The organism is Hungatella sp. SL.1.14, assembly GCF_024460495.1.
GTDB classification, from domain to species: domain Bacteria; phylum Bacillota; class Clostridia; order Lachnospirales; family Lachnospiraceae; genus Hungatella; species Hungatella hathewayi.
The window spans coordinates 1-16,268 of sequence record NZ_JANFYJ010000051.1 but is presented as its reverse complement, the minus strand read 5'-3'; the positions used below and the strand labels follow the sequence as shown (position 1 = coordinate 16,268).

Annotated in this window: 15 protein-coding genes; 7 read left to right on the top strand and 8 right to left on the bottom strand. The window is 49.3% G+C overall.

Translation table 11 applies throughout. The annotated features are described in order from the left end of the window. Positions 1 to 132 precede the first annotated feature (132 nt). Positions 133 to 1,950 carry an ABC transporter ATP-binding protein gene (locus tag NE473_RS29245; protein ID WP_081035062.1) on the top strand — a complete coding sequence of 606 codons (1,818 nt, stop codon included), beginning with the start codon at positions 133 to 135 and terminating at the stop codon, positions 1,948 to 1,950. A 94-nt stretch (positions 1,951 to 2,044) separates the two neighbouring features. Here the strand turns inward: NE473_RS29245 and NE473_RS29240 are convergent, their stop codons facing one another. The 3 genes from NE473_RS29240 to NE473_RS29230 form a co-directional block, all read right to left on the bottom strand. After that, on the bottom strand, positions 2,045 to 2,491 hold the full coding sequence (locus NE473_RS29240; RefSeq protein WP_055652425.1) for a pyridoxamine 5'-phosphate oxidase family protein: 447 nt from the start codon (positions 2,489 to 2,491) through the stop codon (positions 2,045 to 2,047). Between the two features lie 69 nt (positions 2,492 to 2,560). Then, on the bottom strand, positions 2,561 to 2,917 hold the full coding sequence (locus tag NE473_RS29235; protein WP_022030805.1) for a winged helix-turn-helix transcriptional regulator: 357 nt from the start codon (positions 2,915 to 2,917) through the stop codon (positions 2,561 to 2,563). Positions 2,918 to 2,969: 52 nt separating this feature from the next. Beyond that, positions 2,970 to 4,199: a helix-turn-helix domain-containing protein gene (locus NE473_RS29230; protein WP_055652424.1), complete on the bottom strand. Its 1,230-nt coding sequence runs from the start codon at positions 4,197 to 4,199 to the stop codon at positions 2,970 to 2,972. Between the two features lie 174 nt (positions 4,200 to 4,373). On the opposite strand from NE473_RS29230, the gene NE473_RS29225 reads away from it, so the two are divergent. From NE473_RS29225 to NE473_RS29215, 3 genes are read left to right on the top strand one after another with little or no spacing between them, the layout of a single operon-like run. After that, positions 4,374 to 5,765: an MFS transporter gene (locus tag NE473_RS29225; protein WP_055652423.1), complete on the top strand. Its 1,392-nt coding sequence runs from the start codon at positions 4,374 to 4,376 to the stop codon at positions 5,763 to 5,765. A gap of 40 nt (positions 5,766 to 5,805) precedes the next feature. Continuing rightward, positions 5,806 to 6,666, top strand: a complete 861-nt coding sequence (locus NE473_RS29220) for an HAD family hydrolase (protein WP_055652428.1) — start codon at positions 5,806 to 5,808, stop codon at positions 6,664 to 6,666. Next, entirely contained in the window at positions 6,659 to 8,356 is a 1,698-nt protein-coding gene (locus tag NE473_RS29215) for a glycoside hydrolase family 3 protein (protein ID WP_055652422.1), read from the top strand. The genes NE473_RS29220 and NE473_RS29215 overlap by 8 nt, the downstream gene beginning before the upstream one ends. A gap of 109 nt (positions 8,357 to 8,465) precedes the next feature. Here the strand turns inward: NE473_RS29215 and NE473_RS29210 are convergent, their stop codons facing one another. From NE473_RS29210 to NE473_RS29200, 3 genes are read right to left on the bottom strand one after another with little or no spacing between them, the layout of a single operon-like run. Continuing rightward, complete coding sequence (locus tag NE473_RS29210; protein WP_006773868.1) at positions 8,466 to 9,146, bottom strand: hypothetical protein; 681 nt, start codon at positions 9,144 to 9,146, stop codon at positions 8,466 to 8,468. Continuing rightward, positions 9,143 to 9,673: a flavoprotein gene (locus NE473_RS29205; protein ID WP_039891731.1), complete on the bottom strand. Its 531-nt coding sequence runs from the start codon at positions 9,671 to 9,673 to the stop codon at positions 9,143 to 9,145. Before NE473_RS29205 ends, NE473_RS29210 begins: the two co-directional genes overlap by 4 nt. Before the next feature lie 13 nt (positions 9,674 to 9,686). Then, on the bottom strand, positions 9,687 to 10,211 hold the full coding sequence (locus tag NE473_RS29200) for a PadR family transcriptional regulator (RefSeq protein ID WP_022030812.1): 525 nt from the start codon (positions 10,209 to 10,211) through the stop codon (positions 9,687 to 9,689). Between the two features lie 348 nt (positions 10,212 to 10,559). On the opposite strand from NE473_RS29200, the gene NE473_RS29195 reads away from it, so the two are divergent. From NE473_RS29195 to NE473_RS29185, 3 genes are all read left to right on the top strand, one after another. Next, positions 10,560 to 12,011, top strand: a complete 1,452-nt coding sequence (locus NE473_RS29195; protein WP_055652420.1) for a sensor histidine kinase — start codon at positions 10,560 to 10,562, stop codon at positions 12,009 to 12,011. Further along, a complete protein-coding gene (locus tag NE473_RS29190) occupies positions 11,977 to 12,600 on the top strand; it encodes a response regulator transcription factor (RefSeq protein ID WP_242866279.1) in 624 nt (207 codons plus the stop codon). The genes NE473_RS29195 and NE473_RS29190 overlap by 35 nt, the downstream gene beginning before the upstream one ends. Positions 12,601 to 12,751: 151 nt before the next feature. Next, positions 12,752 to 14,986, top strand: a complete 2,235-nt coding sequence (locus NE473_RS29185) for a bifunctional diguanylate cyclase/phosphodiesterase (RefSeq protein ID WP_242866278.1) — start codon at positions 12,752 to 12,754, stop codon at positions 14,984 to 14,986. Between the two features lie 37 nt (positions 14,987 to 15,023). Here the strand turns inward: NE473_RS29185 and NE473_RS29180 are convergent, their stop codons facing one another. Together NE473_RS29180 and NE473_RS29175 are read right to left on the bottom strand one after the other, a co-directional pair. Continuing rightward, a complete protein-coding gene (locus tag NE473_RS29180) occupies positions 15,024 to 15,452 on the bottom strand; it encodes a DUF3021 family protein (RefSeq protein ID WP_207747045.1) in 429 nt (142 codons plus the stop codon). 14 nt (positions 15,453 to 15,466) lie between these two features. Beyond that, the gene (locus NE473_RS29175; RefSeq protein ID WP_055652426.1) at positions 15,467 to 15,904 is read right to left on the bottom strand and encodes a LytTR family DNA-binding domain-containing protein; all 438 of its coding nucleotides are present in this window, start codon (positions 15,902 to 15,904) and stop codon (positions 15,467 to 15,469) included. Between the last annotated feature and the right edge of the window lie 364 nt (positions 15,905 to 16,268).

The window sequence follows — 16,268 nt, the reverse complement described above, 5'->3', positions numbered from 1 at the left end:
AACCAGCGCTCCTGGAGGAGACCCCTCCTGATATGACATCACAGAATATCCTTACATCTATACCACAAAAAGAATAAGTCTATAGCCTGTTTTGCTTGGCTATAAACTTATTATACGAGGAGGGAGAGTCATATGACAGTATACAGAAGAAATGAGAACAGTAAGCTTCCCTATAGGGGGACTGCAAGGTTTATGGCTCTTCATCAGAAAAAAAATACAATACGGCGGCTGGCCGGTTACATGATGCAATACCGTTGGCTCCTGCTTGTGGCATTGCTGCTGACAGTGGGAAGCAACCTGTTGGCCCTGATCGGTCCCATGCTTTCAGGGTATGCCATTGATGCTATTGAACCAGGAAGGGGAAATGTGGATTTCACCAGGGTCTTCCACTACGCAGCATGGATGGCGGGATTCTATGTGATTTCAGCCTTACTTTCCTATGGCCTTTCTGTTCTGATGATTACGATCAGCCGGAAAGTGGTTTATAGTATGCGGAAGGATATATTCGACAGGATGCTAAAGCTTCCGGTGGGATATTATGACATGCACCAGACTGGAGATATTATCAGCCGGATATCTTATGACATTGATACAGTCAATGAGTCATTATCCAGCGATCTGATCCAGATTTTAACCACGGTGATTACAGTGGTAGGCTCGCTGTACATGATGATGATGATCTCACCGCGTCTGGTGCTTGTGTTCGTCATTACGGTACCATTGTCTGCATGCATTACAAAATTTATTACGAAAAGAACACGACCGCTGTTCCGGCAGAGGTCTGCCAGCCTTGGAATGCTGAATGGCTTTACGGAGGAAATGGTAACAGGACAGAAAACGATTAAGGCATATTGCGAGGAGGAGGAAATCATTCGCAGATTTGGGGAAAAGAATCGAGAGGCTGTGGAATCCTATTACAAGGCGGAATATTTTGGTAGTATGGCCGGTCCTATGGTTAATTTTATTAATAATCTTTCGGTGGCACTCATCAGTGTCTTTGGTGCATTTCTTTATTTGATGGGGTTGATGACTGTAGGAAGGATCTCTTCCTTTGTACTTTATTCAAGGAAATTTTCTGGGCCGATTAATGAGGCGGCCAATATTATGAGTGACTTACAATCTGCGCTGGCCGCTGCAGAGCGTGTATTTAACCTGATGGATGAGATTCCGGAAACAGAGGATGCGAAAAACGCTGTGGAATTAGGAATGGGGGAAGAGATGGTACAGGGGACGGTTGAACTGTCCCATGTTGATTTTGGCTATGAAAAAGACAAGATTATTCTGCATGATTTGTCGCTGAGAGCCGAGACGGGAAAAGTGGTTGCTATTGTAGGACCCACAGGAGCTGGAAAGACTACACTGATCAATCTTTTGATGCGGTTTTACGATACTAATTCGGGTGAAATATTGGTAGATGGACGGGAAGTTCACAATATAACCAGAAAAAGCCTGCGAAAGGCATATGCCATGGTTTTACAGGATACATGGTTGTTTCACGGCACTATTTATGAGAATCTGACCTATGGTAAGGAAGGGGCTTCTTTGGAGGAGGTGACGCAGGCGGCACAGGCAGCCAGAATTCATAATTTTGTTAAACACCTTCCGGAGGGATATGATACGGTGCTGCGAGAAGATGGAACCAATGTTTCAAAAGGGCAAAAACAGCTTTTGACTATTGCCAGAGCCATGTTGCTGGATTCCAAAATGCTAATTCTGGATGAGGCCACTTCCAATGTAGATACGAGGACAGAACTCCGGATTCAAGAGGCTATACGCCAGCTAATGGAGGGAAAGACGTGTTTCGTTATTGCTCATAGGCTATCCACTATACGTAATGCGGATTGGATTCTGGTGGTGAATCATGGCGAAGTGGTGGAACAGGGAAATCATGATAGCCTGATGGAGAGCAAGGGATTCTATTATCAGATGTATCAGGCACAGTTTGAGTAAAAAGACAATCATTTGATATATTCCTGAATCAATATTATTTTAAAGAAGCGATCCGTGCATCAAACCGCACTGACCGCTTTTTCTGCTTTATCAGTTAATTCATTCCTTCTGCCGTACACGCTTCCGGAATCTCGAAGTTCTCTGAGTGGAAATTCGAATAGAAGCGGCCGCTCAAGGCGGTAAAGCGGAGGACACAGTAATCCGGGTCCGTGACGCCGCCCGGGTAATACATGGTGTCGCCCTCCCGCCAGATCATCTCCCTGCTTTCGCTGTCCTCCAAAACCTCCATGGTTCCTGTCAGCATGGCGCCGCGGAAGAAGCGGCTGTCACAGACGTATACACACGCCTTCGGATTTTCACGGAACTGGCCGACCCTCATGGAGGAGGTATTTGTAGTGAAATAGATGGTTCTGATCCCATCCCGTTTCCGCGGCCGCAGCATGGCCTTGATATTGGGAAATCCATCCGGGGAAACGGAACCGATCCATGCGACACTCTGCTTATCAAGCATGGTCCCTACTGTTTTCTCTGCATCTTTCATGGGTAAATCCTCCTTTTTTCTCATTATAGACCGGAGGGAGCTGTGTGAACAGTACCCACTTTTTTGTAACTACAGCAGTCCCTTTTCTCTCAGAAAATCTGCCCGTCCATCCTCCGCCATCATGTCGATTCCGACGCTCTGCATGATGGTGACTGCCTCAAAAATCTTCCTGCCGCGCTCGGTTAAGTAGTATTCCACCTTCAGCGGATAGCCGTCAAAGGTATGTTTGCCGACGAAGCCGTACTGAGCCAGTTCGCTTAACTGCTGGATCAGCATCTTCTGGGAGATTCCGGCGATCTCTTTTTTAAGCGCGGAGAGGGAGCTGCCGCCCTTGCTTAACTGCCACAGGATGATGGGCTTCCATTTGCCGCGGATCGCATCGTGGGTCAGTTCCAGCGGGCAGGTGTATTCGGTTCGCTGTTTCATTGATGATACCTCCTGATGATGGTTGTCCCGGAGAGTCATGTTCCAACATTCTCTAAGCCGGGCGGATTGATTTTTTGTATTCGGTGGGGGATACGCCTATTTTTTTCTTAAAGATTCTCGTGAAGTAGTTCACATCTTCAATTCCCACATAGTAGGCAATATCCTGAATCTGAATATCGGTGGTGTTAAGCAGTTTCAGCGCGGTGTCGATCCGGCGGCCGTTGACGTAGTCCGTCAGAGTCATAGTCATCTCCCGGCGGAACAGGGAGGAGAGGTAGCTGGCGTTGACGCTGAACATCTGTGATAAGGATTTTAAACTTAAGTCTGAGCTTAAGTTTAAGTTAATGTGGTTTAAGAGATCACGGATCAGCGGCGGGTAGTTCTTGAGAGACTGATTTTGAACGAGTATACAGTATTTCCTTACCATCTCAATCCGCAGATTTTCCAGCTGGAGACAGGAGGTCGAAGCTTCAATCTGAACGGCGTAATGATGGGAGATTTCGTCTAAATATACGGGATGGACCACCGCTTTCTCCGCCGCCTTGCGCAGCAGCGTGTTCAGAACAATGATTAGATTCTTGCTGTCGCGGATGGGATCTTTATATCTGGGGGCGATCCGGAAGTCCAAAAACGCTTCAAAACGGCGGACAGCCAGAACCTGATCTCCCCGCATGACGGCATCCAGAAATTCATTTTCCGCAGCATAGCGTTTTTCCGTCACGTGGATGGAAAATGCGTGTTCCGGATCGGGAACATAGTTCCAACCGCTGTACTGCTCATTCCAGTCCTCTGTCATGTAACGGATGGTGAGATCGTGGTGATCCTCATATAAGAAGGAGGCAATGTGGTTCAAAGCCGCGGTGATCCGGGCGGGATCCACGATGGATAAGTTCTGGTAGTACTTTTTTAACACGGGAAGCGTCTCCAGAGTCAGCCGGTTCCGGTTAATCGCCCGGTTATACAGGAACTCGTTAGCCTCCTCTGTCAGGTAGGGGCCGACGAGAAGGCAGCCGCAATCCTTCTTTTCAGGAAGCGGCATGAGAATATATTGGCTGAAAAAATGATCCGTGATGCTGTAGATGTATTTTTCCTCAGCCCTTTCCATCATACTGCAAAATAATTCCTTTGCATCCAGTCCGGTGAAGATGGATTTTCGGAGGGAGTAATCAATATCCGCCAGTTCGGCCGAATCGGGAAAGAGAACGGAGGTCTGCACGCCGAGTGTGGTTGAGAGAAGAGTGGTCATCAGATCGATGATGGCTGTCTGGGGGGCATGGCTCATAGGTGGGATTCTCCTTTATAACATGATGTTAATACTACATTTTTTTTGTATTATACCATAGAAAACAAATATTGTGCTGATAACTACAAAAATTATCCTCAAGATTTTTCTGCATTTATGGTAAAGTTTTTTTATCGAAAGAGATAAATTAACCTTTAGGAGGGGACATGTTACATGGAAAGAAAATTTGGTTTCAGGGATAAGATCGGTTATATGTTTGGCGACTTCGGCAATGATTTTTTCTTTATGCTGGCCAGCACGTTTCTTATGGTATTCTATACGAAGGTACTCGGCATCAGTGCGGCGGCGGTAGGAACGCTGTTTCTGGTGGCCCGGTGTGTGGATGCGTTTACGGATATTACCATGGGACATATCGTGGATACTGCCAGGATCGGAAAGGACGGAAAGTTCAGACCCTGGATCCGCAGGATGTGCATTCCGGTGGTGGTTGCCGGTGTTCTGATGTTTAATCCGTTTATCGCGGATAAATCCATGACATTTAAGATGGTATATATTTATCTTACCTATTTATTCTGGGGAAGTTTCTGCTATACAGGAATCAACATTCCTTATGGTTCCATGGCGTCGGGAATTACCTCCGATCCAATCGAGAGGGGCCAGCTTTCCACATTCCGGAGCGTAGGCGCGGCGCTGGCCGGCGTATGCGTCAATGTAGGCGTTCCCCTGTTTGTGTATGCCTATGAGGGCGGAAACCAGGTTGTTATAGCTGACCGTTTCTTCTACATCGCCTGCCTGTTTGCCGTCCTGGCCCTGATCTGCTATATCCTGTGCTACAGCCTTTCTACAGAGCGTGTAAAACCGCAGGTGAAGGAATCGAACAGTGGCAGTTTCGCAAAAGCCGTAAAAGGCATGGTACATAACCGCAGCCTGCTCGCCATCATCGGAGCGGCGATCGTTCTCCTGCTTTCCATGCTGCTGTCTGGAAGCATGAATACGTATTTATACATGGATTACTTTAAGAGCAAAGAGGCCATGTCGCTGGCCGGTTTCTTCAGTACCGGTGCAACGCTGATTCTCGCACCGTTTTCAACTGCTATTTTAAAGAAGTTCGGCAAGAAAGAGGCCTCTGCAGCTTCCGTATTATTTGCTTCCGTGATTTACTTTATTCTGTTTTTCGTCAGGATTCAGAATCCCTGGGCGTTCTGCGTCATGATTGCTTTCGGCAACCTGGGAACAGGGCTTTTCAACCTGCTGATCTGGGCATTTATCACGGATGTAATCGATTACCAGGAGGTACAGACCGGAAGCCGCGATGACGGCACCATTTACGCAGTCTATTCCTTTGCACGTAAGATTGGCCAGGCGCTGGCCGGCGGCCTGGGCGGCTGGGTACTGGGTGCGATCGGTTACCAGTCCTCCAAGGCAGGAGAGGTCATCGTACAGACGGATTCTGTAACCAGAAATATTTACACGGTGGCAACCCTGGCTCCGGCTGTCTGCTATCTGATTGTCGGCCTGATCCTGCTGTTTGCCTATCCGTTATCCAAGAGCGTGGTAGAGGAGAACAACCGCATTCTTGCAGAGAGAAGAACCGCTGCGAAGTAAAGAGAGGAACCATATAACGGTAAGGAAAGGTGAGGAAACAATGGGAGATGTATTTGAGAACTTTCAGAAAAAACAGGAGTATCTGATCTGCATCGATTCGGACGGCTGTGCCATGGATACGATGGATATCAAACATTTTAAATGCTTTGGCCCCTGTATGGTAAAGGAGTGGGGGCTGGAGCCGTGGAAAGAGGCGCTCCTAAAGCGATGGAATGAGGTGAATCTCTATTCCATGACCCGCGGAATCAATCGGTTCAAGGCATTGGCCATCGTACTCCGGGAGGCCTCCGAAGCGTACCGGCTCATCGATGGGATCGATGCGTTTGTCCGATGGTGTGAGACGGCGCCGGAGCTGTCGGGCGAGGCCTTGTCAAAGATGGAGAAGAACGAATCCAGTGTGTGTTTTCAGAAGGCCCTGTCCTGGTCAAAGGCGGTAAATGAAGCTATCGAAAGACTTCCGGAGGACGTGAAAAAGCCGTATGACGGCGTGGCGCAGGGAATCCGGGCGGCTCATGAAAAAGCCGATATTGCCATTGTTTCTTCCGCCAATAAACAGGCCGTGGTGGAGGAATGGGAGCGGTGCGGGCTTCTTTCCTTAACGGATGTTGTGCTGACACAGACGGAGGGCTCCAAAGCATACTGCATCGGCCGCCTTCTGGAGGCCGGTTACGAGAAGGACCACGTTCTGATGATAGGAGATGCGCCCGGAGATCATCAGGCGGCTCTGCAGAACGGCGTCTGCTTCTATCCGATTCTGGTTAAGAAGGAGGCACTGTCCTGGAAGCAGTTCCGAAAAGAAGCGCTGGAGCGTTTTCAGAATGACAGGTACCGGGGGGCGTACGAGGAACGGTGTATTGCGGATTTTGAGAAGAATTTGGGAAAAGGAGAGAACAATGGTTAATTTAAGAGAAAAACCTTATTACCTTAAGGATGAAGATATCAGGTGGGTGGAAGACACCATCGCATCCATGACGGATGAAGAAAAAATCGGCCAGCTGTTTGTCAATATGGTGACCTCCAGAAAACCGGAAGATCTGGAGAACGTGGTAAAGAACTATCACGTAGGAGCGATTCGTTATCACAATACCTCGCCGGAGGAATTGTATGAGCAGAACCGGATTCTCCAGGAACATTCCAGGATTCCGCTGCTCATTGCCTCTAACTGTGAGGCAGGCGGAAACGGAGGCGTAGGCGGCGGTACCGCAGTGGCCTGCGGGGCAGCGACGGCAGCAGCGGACGATGAGGAGACCGCCTATGAGGTGGCAAGGATCGGAGCCGCGGAGAGCGCGGCCATCGGGTGCAACTGGAATTTTGCGCCGGTTGTGGATCTGCTCTACAACTGGAGAAATACCATTGTCCAGTGCAGAGCCTTCAACAACAGCCCGGAGGATACGATTCGTTATGCAAAATCATTTTTCCGGGGAACCAGAACTCAGAATATGGCTACCTGCATGAAGCATTTCCCGGGAGACGGAACCGAGGAGAACGACCAGCATCTTCTCATGGGCGTCAATGACATGACTTGTGAGGAATGGGACAATACCTTCGGGAAAGTATACAAAGAACTGATCGATGATGGGGTCATGACCATTATGGCGGGACATATTGCACTCCCCGCCTATACGAGAAAGCTGAGGCCGGATACTGCGGATGAAGATATTCTGCCGGCAACCCTGTCCCCGGAGCTGATTACGGATTTATTAAAAGGACGCCTGGGATTCAACGGTATGGTGGTGACTGACGCCTCTCATATGATCGGCATGTTTGCCGCCATGCCGCGGCGGGAGCAGGTTCCGCGGGCAATTGCCGCGGGCTGTGACATGTTCCTGTTCTTCAATGACATGGACGAGGACTTTGGCTACATGATGGAGGGCTACAGAAACGGCGTGATTACAGAGGAGAGGCTGAGCGATGCGCTTCACCGGATTCTCGGAATCAAGGCCGCGCTGAAGCTTCATAAGCTGCAGGCAGAAGGCCGTCTGATGCCTCCCAGAGAGCAGTTATCGGTGATCGGCTGCCGTGAGTTTCGGGAATCTGCGGCAAAACAGGCCGACAAGTTTATTACACTTGTAAAAGACACGAAGCATTACCTTCCCCTGACACTGGAGAAGTATAAGAGAGTGAAGCTGGTATTTATCGGCGGAGAGGGAACGGTGGTCGCGGGTAAGCTGCAGTCGGACGACAGCGCGCCTGTGAAGGAGATGGTCATAAGAAAGCTTACGGAAGCAGGATTCACAGTGGACGGTGAGACACCGGCCGTGAAAGGAAAGATGGAAGACCTCCGTAAAACGTACGATGTGTGCCTGGTGGTACTTAACGTATCGGGATTTGCACAGTACAATACCATGCGTGTAAAATGGGCGCAGCCCGCGGATCAGCCGTGGTACGTATCAGAACTGCCCACTGTCTTCCTTTCTCTGAACTTTACGAATCACCTGATCGATGTGCCGATGGCAAAGACGTACATCAACGCTTACTTAAATTCGGAGGAAGCGGTCTCTGCCGCCATCGATAAAATGACCGGAAAATCACCGTTTAAGGGCAGATACAATGAAACGGTATTCTGCGGCCGCTGGGATACCAGAATTTAATCAGAACCAGTCTTTTTCCTGCACTCCCGGTCTCCGGGGAAGGAAAGCTGCAATAGAAAACTCCCCTGTCGGAATGGATTCCATTCAAACGGCAGGGGAGTTTTTCGTATTACGATTTCAGTTCCTTTACAGTCAGACCATTTTCGCGGCCCTGCTTCCTCCAGCCGATATGAGCGGCGGCTATGTAGAGCGGGCGGGGAATGGAGAGGGAGAAGAAGCGATCGTTCCCCTTTTCAAGGCGCTCGATGTTTGCGGCCATATCTGTCAGGGCAGCGCCCAACGGTTTTTTCGGCCCCTTTGCCAGGGGGACGCCTTTTAAATGGGCCAGCATGCCCCCGGCGCCGCATCCAATGCCCTGTTTATATTCAAATCCGCAGCGTACGCACCAGTTCTCCACAATACGAAGGGCAATGGCAGCCTGCTTTCCCTCATAAAATCCGCAGTTGACAGCAGCATATACGGCCAGTGGTTTGTCGCCCTCCAGAAGCCTGCTTTGATTCTGCCACCGCTCCAGTTCCGTTAAAAAGGAAAGCAGGTGGGACGGAATACCGTCCACATAGAGCGGAAAGGAGAGGACAAGGAAGCTTAAGCCGCCAAGCTTTTTCTGCTCCTCGGGGGAGGGCTCCCAGTGCATGCCGGTATAAGCCGGGGAAGCAGCCGGATGGGCGGCGGTGACGGCCATGACGGCGGTCTCTGTATCGGGAGCGAGTAAAGACCTTAAATCGTCCAGCAGTACACCGGAAGCGCTGCCGTTTCTCTTGGGACTGCCGTTTATTAAAATACCTTTCATGTCATATTCCCCCTTATCTGTTCCGGTGTCTGATAAAAATGTACGGTGAAGCCGGAGGCTCCGAGATTGACGGCGTTGGCCTTTACCATGCGGTTCGCGGTCTCTTCTTCCTGCTTTGTGATGGAGTCTCCATAGAAATGTGCCGTAACTGCCATCTGGTTGCCGTATCGCATGACGTGGTGCATCTCTCCGCCGATGATGCGGAAAAACGGCTGAAGATAGCCGATGCTGCGGTCCAGCACATTTTTAACATGGGGGCTGTAACTGCCATAACAGCAGCGGCTGATAAGGATGAGCTCGCTGGTCCTGGACAGGAGCTTCCCCATCTCCTGATAGGAATCAGGAAGCACGCAGCTGCCGGGAGTCTTGATCCAGCAGCCAAAACAGCCGATGCAGGGGCGGGCCGGATACATGGGGGAGAGAATGACGGCAGGCGGCTCTGAGGTTCCGAGTCTTGTCAAAAGTGCGGTTTCGGGAAACAGCTCTTCAAAAGCGGCGGGGTCTAAATCATGGATGATTGTTTTCACAGAAGGGGCCTCCTTATGGTTTTGGTGTCTGTCCGGCAAGCTCCATACACCAGCCGATCAGCATCTCATAGTAGCGGATTCCGTAGACGAGCACGGAATAGTGGTACGTATGGCGGCATTCCGGGCAGCTGGAATCCAGTTCGCGCTGCTGGGCCCTCAGCTCCCCGAGTCCCGATGAAGCTTCTTCGATAAACTGCGTTAAGTTCCGTCCTGCCGTCTCAGCGTCTAAGCAGTCATAAAAAAAGAACGGAACGAGATGATCAAGGCGGGTTTTTGAGAAATGGACCGGCTGTTTCAGCCATTCGAGAAAATGTTTCCGTCCTTCCCCGGTAACGGAATATAACTTTTTGAACTTTCCGCCTGTTACCTGTTCCTCAGAACACAGGAACTTCTTTTCCTCCAGCCTTTTTAACGCCGGATAAATGCTTCCGTAGCTTGCGTCAAAAAAATAGGAAGTGCTTTCGGCCATATACTGCTTCAGATCATAGCCGGTGGCTTTCCGGCGCATCAGAAAACCGAGAATAATGTATTCCAACATAATATTACCTCCTGATATATATCAAAACGATACATAACTTAATGATACTATAGCAGGAACACTGTGCAGAGTCAAGCCTAAATTTGTCTTCGGTTTATTCATAAGCCGGAACAGAACCGGTAATTTTTTTGAAAAATTATAGCAGAGCAGCCGGTATATTTGAAAAATTCCCATAATATTTGGGAATTTCTACTTCCTGGTTGAACATGATATGCAGTTGTTAGAAAGTTTAAAGTATGATAAATTATACTTAGCGGACCGGAGGCAGTCTTTATGGCGGTCACTGCGCCGGAGATCCGGTATTACAGCATCAGATATCAATGAAAGAAGAAGGCAGGAACTACGCTTATGAAGGAATTGCTGTTGCGCGTCTCACAGGAGGGCATACATGGATTATACTTATTGGTATTTACTCTTTTAATCTGGCTGGTATTTTTTCTGATCCTTGCTGCCAATCCTGGAAATAAGATCAATCAATGGTGCTTCGCTACCGGATTTTTATGCGGTATTGGCACGTTTAAAGAATTTTTGTATTATGAACTGGCAGGACTGATCCATTCGCCGGCCGCGCATGCGATACCGGACTGGCTCTATTCTGTCATGAGCGGGGTATTTTATTTCTTTTCCCTGCCGTGCGGTCTGATCTGTGCCCTGTATTTTTCCCACGAAGATGTAAAAAATCCCTCTGCTTTTCGAAAGAAGCAGGCAGCCAGTTTCGCCCTGGCAGTGGTGATGATTCTTATCTTTCCATGTACGCAGACCCTGTATTACCAGAGTAAGGTCTCATTTTGTCTGAGTACTGCGGCTTACAACTGGTTATACGGTATCATTCTGACCTCGATCTTATTAAAAACGCTGCGGGAGGAACGGCTCAGCGCAAACTATAACCAGCGCATGCTGGTAACGGCGAGCGTGCTGCTTCCATTATGGTGCTGGCTCATTGCCGGATTTCCGTATCATGCGCTGGGACTGGAGGGGGTTTCAAAGGCGTGGCAGATCAACCTGATTATAATCGTCGTGATCCTGCTTTTTATTGTGTACCATGCGTTTCACAGCGGAATCTGGGGACTCCGCATTCGCGGTGAACAGTATAACTGGAGTTCCGATGAAAAACTGCTTCAGAAAAATGCCCATTATGTGGGACATGCCCTGAAAAATGATCTTGCTAAAATCTCATGGTGTACCGGCCTGCTCCGGCAGGAGCAGGTCCGGATGAAGGAATTGGACATCATTGAGCAGTCGGTTGCTCACCTGGAAAGCTTCGTCGCACGGACGCAGATGTATTCAGATAGGATTGTTTTAAAACAGCAGTTCTGCGATATCGCACAGATTTTTGAGGATTTAAAACAGGAACTCATGCTGCCGGAAGGCAAACAGATTCAGATATGCACCTGTGATATGGATCCGCTTTTCTGTGATCCCGTTCATCTGGCAGAGGTGCTTCGCAATCTGATCTGGAATGCCGCTGAATCGATTAAGGAGGAGGGGCTCATTAAGCTTTCATACCATTGCCAGAAGAACAGACGGCAGGCTGTCATTACGGTTCGTGATAATGGATGCGGGATCGAAAAAGACGATTTGAAACGGATATCAGAACCGTTTTACACGACCAAGAATAACAACCACAATATGGGGCTTGGCCTGTATTACTGCTGGAATGTCATGTGTGCCCACTCCGGAAGACTGCAGGCTGACTCGGCCGCAGGAGAGGGGAGCTGCTTTTCCCTGTATTTTCCGTACGTAAACCCGCAGAAAGGAGCATCTCGTGAAAAAAATAAAAATCATGGTGGTAGACGATGACAAAGATTTTCTGTATCTGATTCAGCAGACACTGGGAAAAGAAGCCGATTTCGATGTATGTTCCCTGTGCAGCAGCAAAAAAGGCGCCCTTCCGGCCGCGCTTACTGATTCTCCTGATCTTGTCCTTATGGATCTGAACCTGGAATCTACCTGGATGGACGGCGTGGAGACTGCCCGCGCCATACGGATCGAGACAAATGCCCGCATTATTATTCTAACCTCATTTGACCAGCCGGAAATTATACTGGACGCCTGCCGCCGGGCATTTGCTTCCGGCTACGTACTAAAAAATCAGTTCTCCATGCTCATCCCCACCATTCGGACGACGTACTCAGGAATAACGCCGCAGGCTTTGCTCATATGCAGTCTGATACTGGAGGTACTGTCTCCCGCTGAACGGGCTGTTCTGGACCAGATGCTGGGGAGAGAGATAACGCTCCACTCCAAAAACAAGACGATTGCCAACCAGCAGTCCAATATACTGCGCAAACTGGAACTGTCCGGCAAACGGGAGCTTTGCCATATCTTTTCCGCCTATTATACCAGTCTGCCCCGGGAGAACGAAAACAGCGGCACGCTGCCTCACTGAGGCAGAATAATCTACAGCGCGGACCGGCAAAGAACGGTTTTTCGGCGCTAAAAAGCAAGTGACAGTTGACGTACCCTTTTTCTTTCATGTACAATAAAATGAGATGCCGCCTGTTATCGAGTACAGCGTCACAGGCGGGAAAGGAAGGGGTATGAGAAATATTTTCGCGAAATACCGGGAGATTATCCTCGGTCTGCTGATTTTGATATTATTGGCTGTGTCGTGGCTGTTATATGCGAGAACTCTGAAAAACGATTTTCAGAATGAGATCATCTCATCTCTGGAGGAGGTATCCACTCAGGGAGAGAATATTCTGGAAAAAGAGATCAATGCGAAACTGGAACTGCTGACAGAGGTTTCACGCCGCGTCAGCTTCTATCCGGCGGAGGATTATGAGGAGGCTGCCTCCATGCTGGCCGCCACCGCCATGGAGAATGATTTTAAGCGGATGGGGATTATCTCAGCAGACGGGAAGACTTATACAACGGATCATGTGCAGATGGATTTATCTGACCGTCCTTATTACAAAAAGGCGATGGAGGGGGAGAAATGCGTGTCCGATCCTCTCCGGGACAGGGAAGGGAATGAAAAGATTCATGTTTATGCAGTCCCTGTGTACCATGAGGATCAGGTGACCGGCGTACTGTTTGGAACGTATAATCTGAATGAGATGCGCAAGCAGCTGGAGGTGTCCTCTTTTGAAGGGCGGGGATATACATATATTGTAAATACTGACGGAAACTGTATCGTAGATTCTGTTAATCCGTACAGCTATCCCGATCTTCAGAATATTTTCGACGCAATCGAGGAGGTGGACAGCCAGAATTCGGAGGCGGCCGCCGCCATGAAGGCGGATTTTGACTTAAGACAGGAGGGCTGCATCCGGATAGAAAACCATGGCATGAAATACATGTATTACCGGCCGCTGCCCATCAATAACTGGTATCTGCTCACCGTGGCTCCGGCCAGTGTGCTGGACAGCAAAATGAATGCAGTGCTGGGACGGACCTACCTGCTGGGGGCGTTTATGGTGCTGATCTTTGCGGGGATTCTGATCTATATTCTGAAGGATCAGAAGCGGAGAAAGGCCGAGCTGATGCACAGCCTGTACACGGATGAGATCACCGGCGGTTACTCCTTCGCAAAATTCCAGGTTGAGGCGGAGAAAAAGATCCGCCGGGCAGAGGTGGGAAGCTGGTCTCTCATCAGCCTGGATATAGACGATTTTAAGTTTATCAACGAACTTTTGGGATACGAGGAGGGGAATCATCTGATCCGGTATATCCATGGAGTTCTGGGGGAATGGTGCGGCAGTGAGGAAATTTTTGCCCATCAGTCTGCGGATATGTTTGTGGCCCTGGCAGACAGCCGCGATCACGATGTGCTGTGCCGGCGCCTGGAGGAACTGTGCAGCCGCCTTCAGTCGTATTCCATCTGGCCTCAGAACAAGCTGGCCATCGTGCCGGCGTTGGGAATCTTTCAGATTCGTGACAAGGGTCTTACGTTGGATTTCTGTCTGGACTGTGCCGGAATTGCCAGAAAGAGCCGGAAGGGGCAGTTTGCCGTTCACTATGCGTTCTATGATGAACGGGTAAAGGAACAGATTTACCGGGATAAGCGGATTGAAGCCGAGATGAAGGGGGCGCTGGAGAATGGGGAGTTTCAAGCTTACTACCAGCCCCAGTATGATGCAGAGTCCAGACGGATCGTAGGGGCAGAGGCCCTGGTTCGCTGGGCACGGCCTGACGGTGGGCTCGTTCCGCCGGGAGAATTTATTCCGTTGTTTGAGAAGAACGGTTTCATCAGCGAGCTGGACCGTTACATGTTCCGGCAGGTCTGTGAACAGCAGAAGAAGTGGGAAGAACGTGGATACGAGGTGGTGCCGGTATCTGTCAATGTGTCGAGAAAGCTTCTGTATGATTTGAATTTCGTGGAAAAATATAACCTGATTCTGACGGAGACCGCGGTGGATGTCCGGAATGTGGAAATCGAGATTACGGAAAGCGTTTTCTTTGACAACCAGCCCCGGCTTCTGGATGCCATCAGACATCTGCATCAGTCCGGTTACCGTATATTACTGGACGATTTCGGTACAGGGTATTCGTCCATGGCGATGTTGAATGACATGTCGTTTGATACGCTGAAGATTGATAAAAGCTTTGTTGATAATATCGGAGATGAGCGGGGAAATAAGATCGTGGATGGTATCATACGTCTTGCGGATTCTCTGGAACTGAGCACCATCGCCGAGGGCGTGGAGACGAGAGAGCAGTACGAGTATTTAAAGGCGCGGGGCTGCGATGTCATACAGGGGTATTACTTTGGCCGGCCCATGACCGCAGAGTCGTTTGGAATGCTTCTGAGCAGTCAGACGGCCGGCAGATAACGTTTTGGTAAGAGGGAGTATGATTCCACAGGATCGGTTATGGAATCTGCTCCTCTTTTTGATTCTGGGAGAGAATGAGACGGTTAATCTCCTCGGCTTCATGGCGGTGTACGGCCGTAAAGTACCGGTCGATCAGGAATGCGATAAACAGCCAGAGCAGTGTCGTGTAAAGAAAACTGCTGATGGTAAACGCCGCCCAGTTCAGCAGGAAGCCTGCAATCAGGACAATGGCATATTCCAGGGCATAAAATGTGATCTGATATGCTTTTTTCGACTGGAACGGGATGCGGTCACATACGGCGGATACAAACTGGATTAAAAGAATGAGCCCCGCGAGTTCCAGGACAAAGATGCTGCTCAGCGCATCGTGTTTTCCCAGAATCAGGTTAAAGATGACGCTGAACAGGATGACGATGGTAAAGGCGATCGACGAACTGGGAAGATAGGTTCTTAATAATCGTTTCATGGCATTTCCTCCTTTTATTGGGATAACTTTTCTTTCAGTGCAGGAATATAATTTCTGCTGACAATGAGTTTTTCGCCGTTTTTCAGCAGGGCCTCCAGTCTGTGATTCCACAGAGGGGATACGCTTTTCAACCAGGCGGTATTTACGATACAGTTTTTGCTGATTCTGACAAAGGTGGTGTTGGCCAGCTTTTCCTCCAGGGATGCAAGCGTCTCGCGGCTTTCGTATACATTTTTTCCGCTGTAGAGGAAGGTGCGCCCATCAGCGGAATCCACGTAGATGATTTCCTCGGAATGCAGGTAGAAGGAGGCATCACCGATACGCCCTTCCAGCGAAAAGGAATACTGATGGATATAGTCTATGAGACGCTTAAGCCGCGGGTCGGCAATATGACACCGGATTTCGATTTCGGGCTCGGAAAGATCGAGCCCTTCGTGCAGTGTTATTTTCATATGATTCTCCTTTTTTGATGTCCCGTGCACCGGATTTATGGTATTATTATAGAATCGGCCGGAAGAAAGAACAAGGGAAAACGGCCAGGATGCCCTGAGAGGCGATGAGTTACTGTTCCCAGTCCCTGTTGTCCCCTGCTCCCCGGTCAGTCCCGGCAGGCTCATGCGGCCTTTCCTGTGACTTTGCAGGGGATTAGAAGTTCTTAACGCGCAAAATTTTTCGTTCAGGGGAAATGTCCACCTGTCTGAGCGAGGCTGCTGAAAAAGTCCCTCTCTTTTATGCTTTTATGGTATACTAAAGAAAGATGAGGGAAAGAGGTTTTTTTATGTTAAACGAGAATAAACAAATGAGTTTTACCTACTA

Coding starts and splice junctions, on each gene's coding strand:
- NE473_RS29195 (WP_055652420.1), top strand. CDS start 10,560: ATGAAGGAATTGCTGTTGCGCGTCTCACAGGAGGGCATACATGGATTA.
- NE473_RS29230 (WP_055652424.1), bottom strand. CDS start 4,199: ATGAGCCATGCCCCCCAGACAGCCATCATCGATCTGATGACCACTCTT.
- NE473_RS29225 (WP_055652423.1), top strand. CDS start 4,374: ATGGAAAGAAAATTTGGTTTCAGGGATAAGATCGGTTATATGTTTGGC.
- NE473_RS29185 (WP_242866278.1), top strand. CDS start 12,752: ATGAGAAATATTTTCGCGAAATACCGGGAGATTATCCTCGGTCTGCTG.
- NE473_RS29210 (WP_006773868.1), bottom strand. CDS start 9,146: ATGAAAGGTATTTTAATAAACGGCAGTCCCAAGAGAAACGGCAGCGCT.
- NE473_RS29220 (WP_055652428.1), top strand. CDS start 5,806: ATGGGAGATGTATTTGAGAACTTTCAGAAAAAACAGGAGTATCTGATC.
- NE473_RS29200 (WP_022030812.1), bottom strand. CDS start 10,211: ATGTTGGAATACATTATTCTCGGTTTTCTGATGCGCCGGAAAGCCACC.
- NE473_RS29235 (WP_022030805.1), bottom strand. CDS start 2,917: ATGAAACAGCGAACCGAATACACCTGCCCGCTGGAACTGACCCACGAT.
- NE473_RS29215 (WP_055652422.1), top strand. CDS start 6,659: ATGGTTAATTTAAGAGAAAAACCTTATTACCTTAAGGATGAAGATATC.
- NE473_RS29180 (WP_207747045.1), bottom strand. CDS start 15,452: ATGAAACGATTATTAAGAACCTATCTTCCCAGTTCGTCGATCGCCTTT.
- NE473_RS29175 (WP_055652426.1), bottom strand. CDS start 15,904: ATGAAAATAACACTGCACGAAGGGCTCGATCTTTCCGAGCCCGAAATC.
- NE473_RS29240 (WP_055652425.1), bottom strand. CDS start 2,491: ATGAAAGATGCAGAGAAAACAGTAGGGACCATGCTTGATAAGCAGAGT.
- NE473_RS29245 (WP_081035062.1), top strand. CDS start 133: ATGACAGTATACAGAAGAAATGAGAACAGTAAGCTTCCCTATAGGGGG.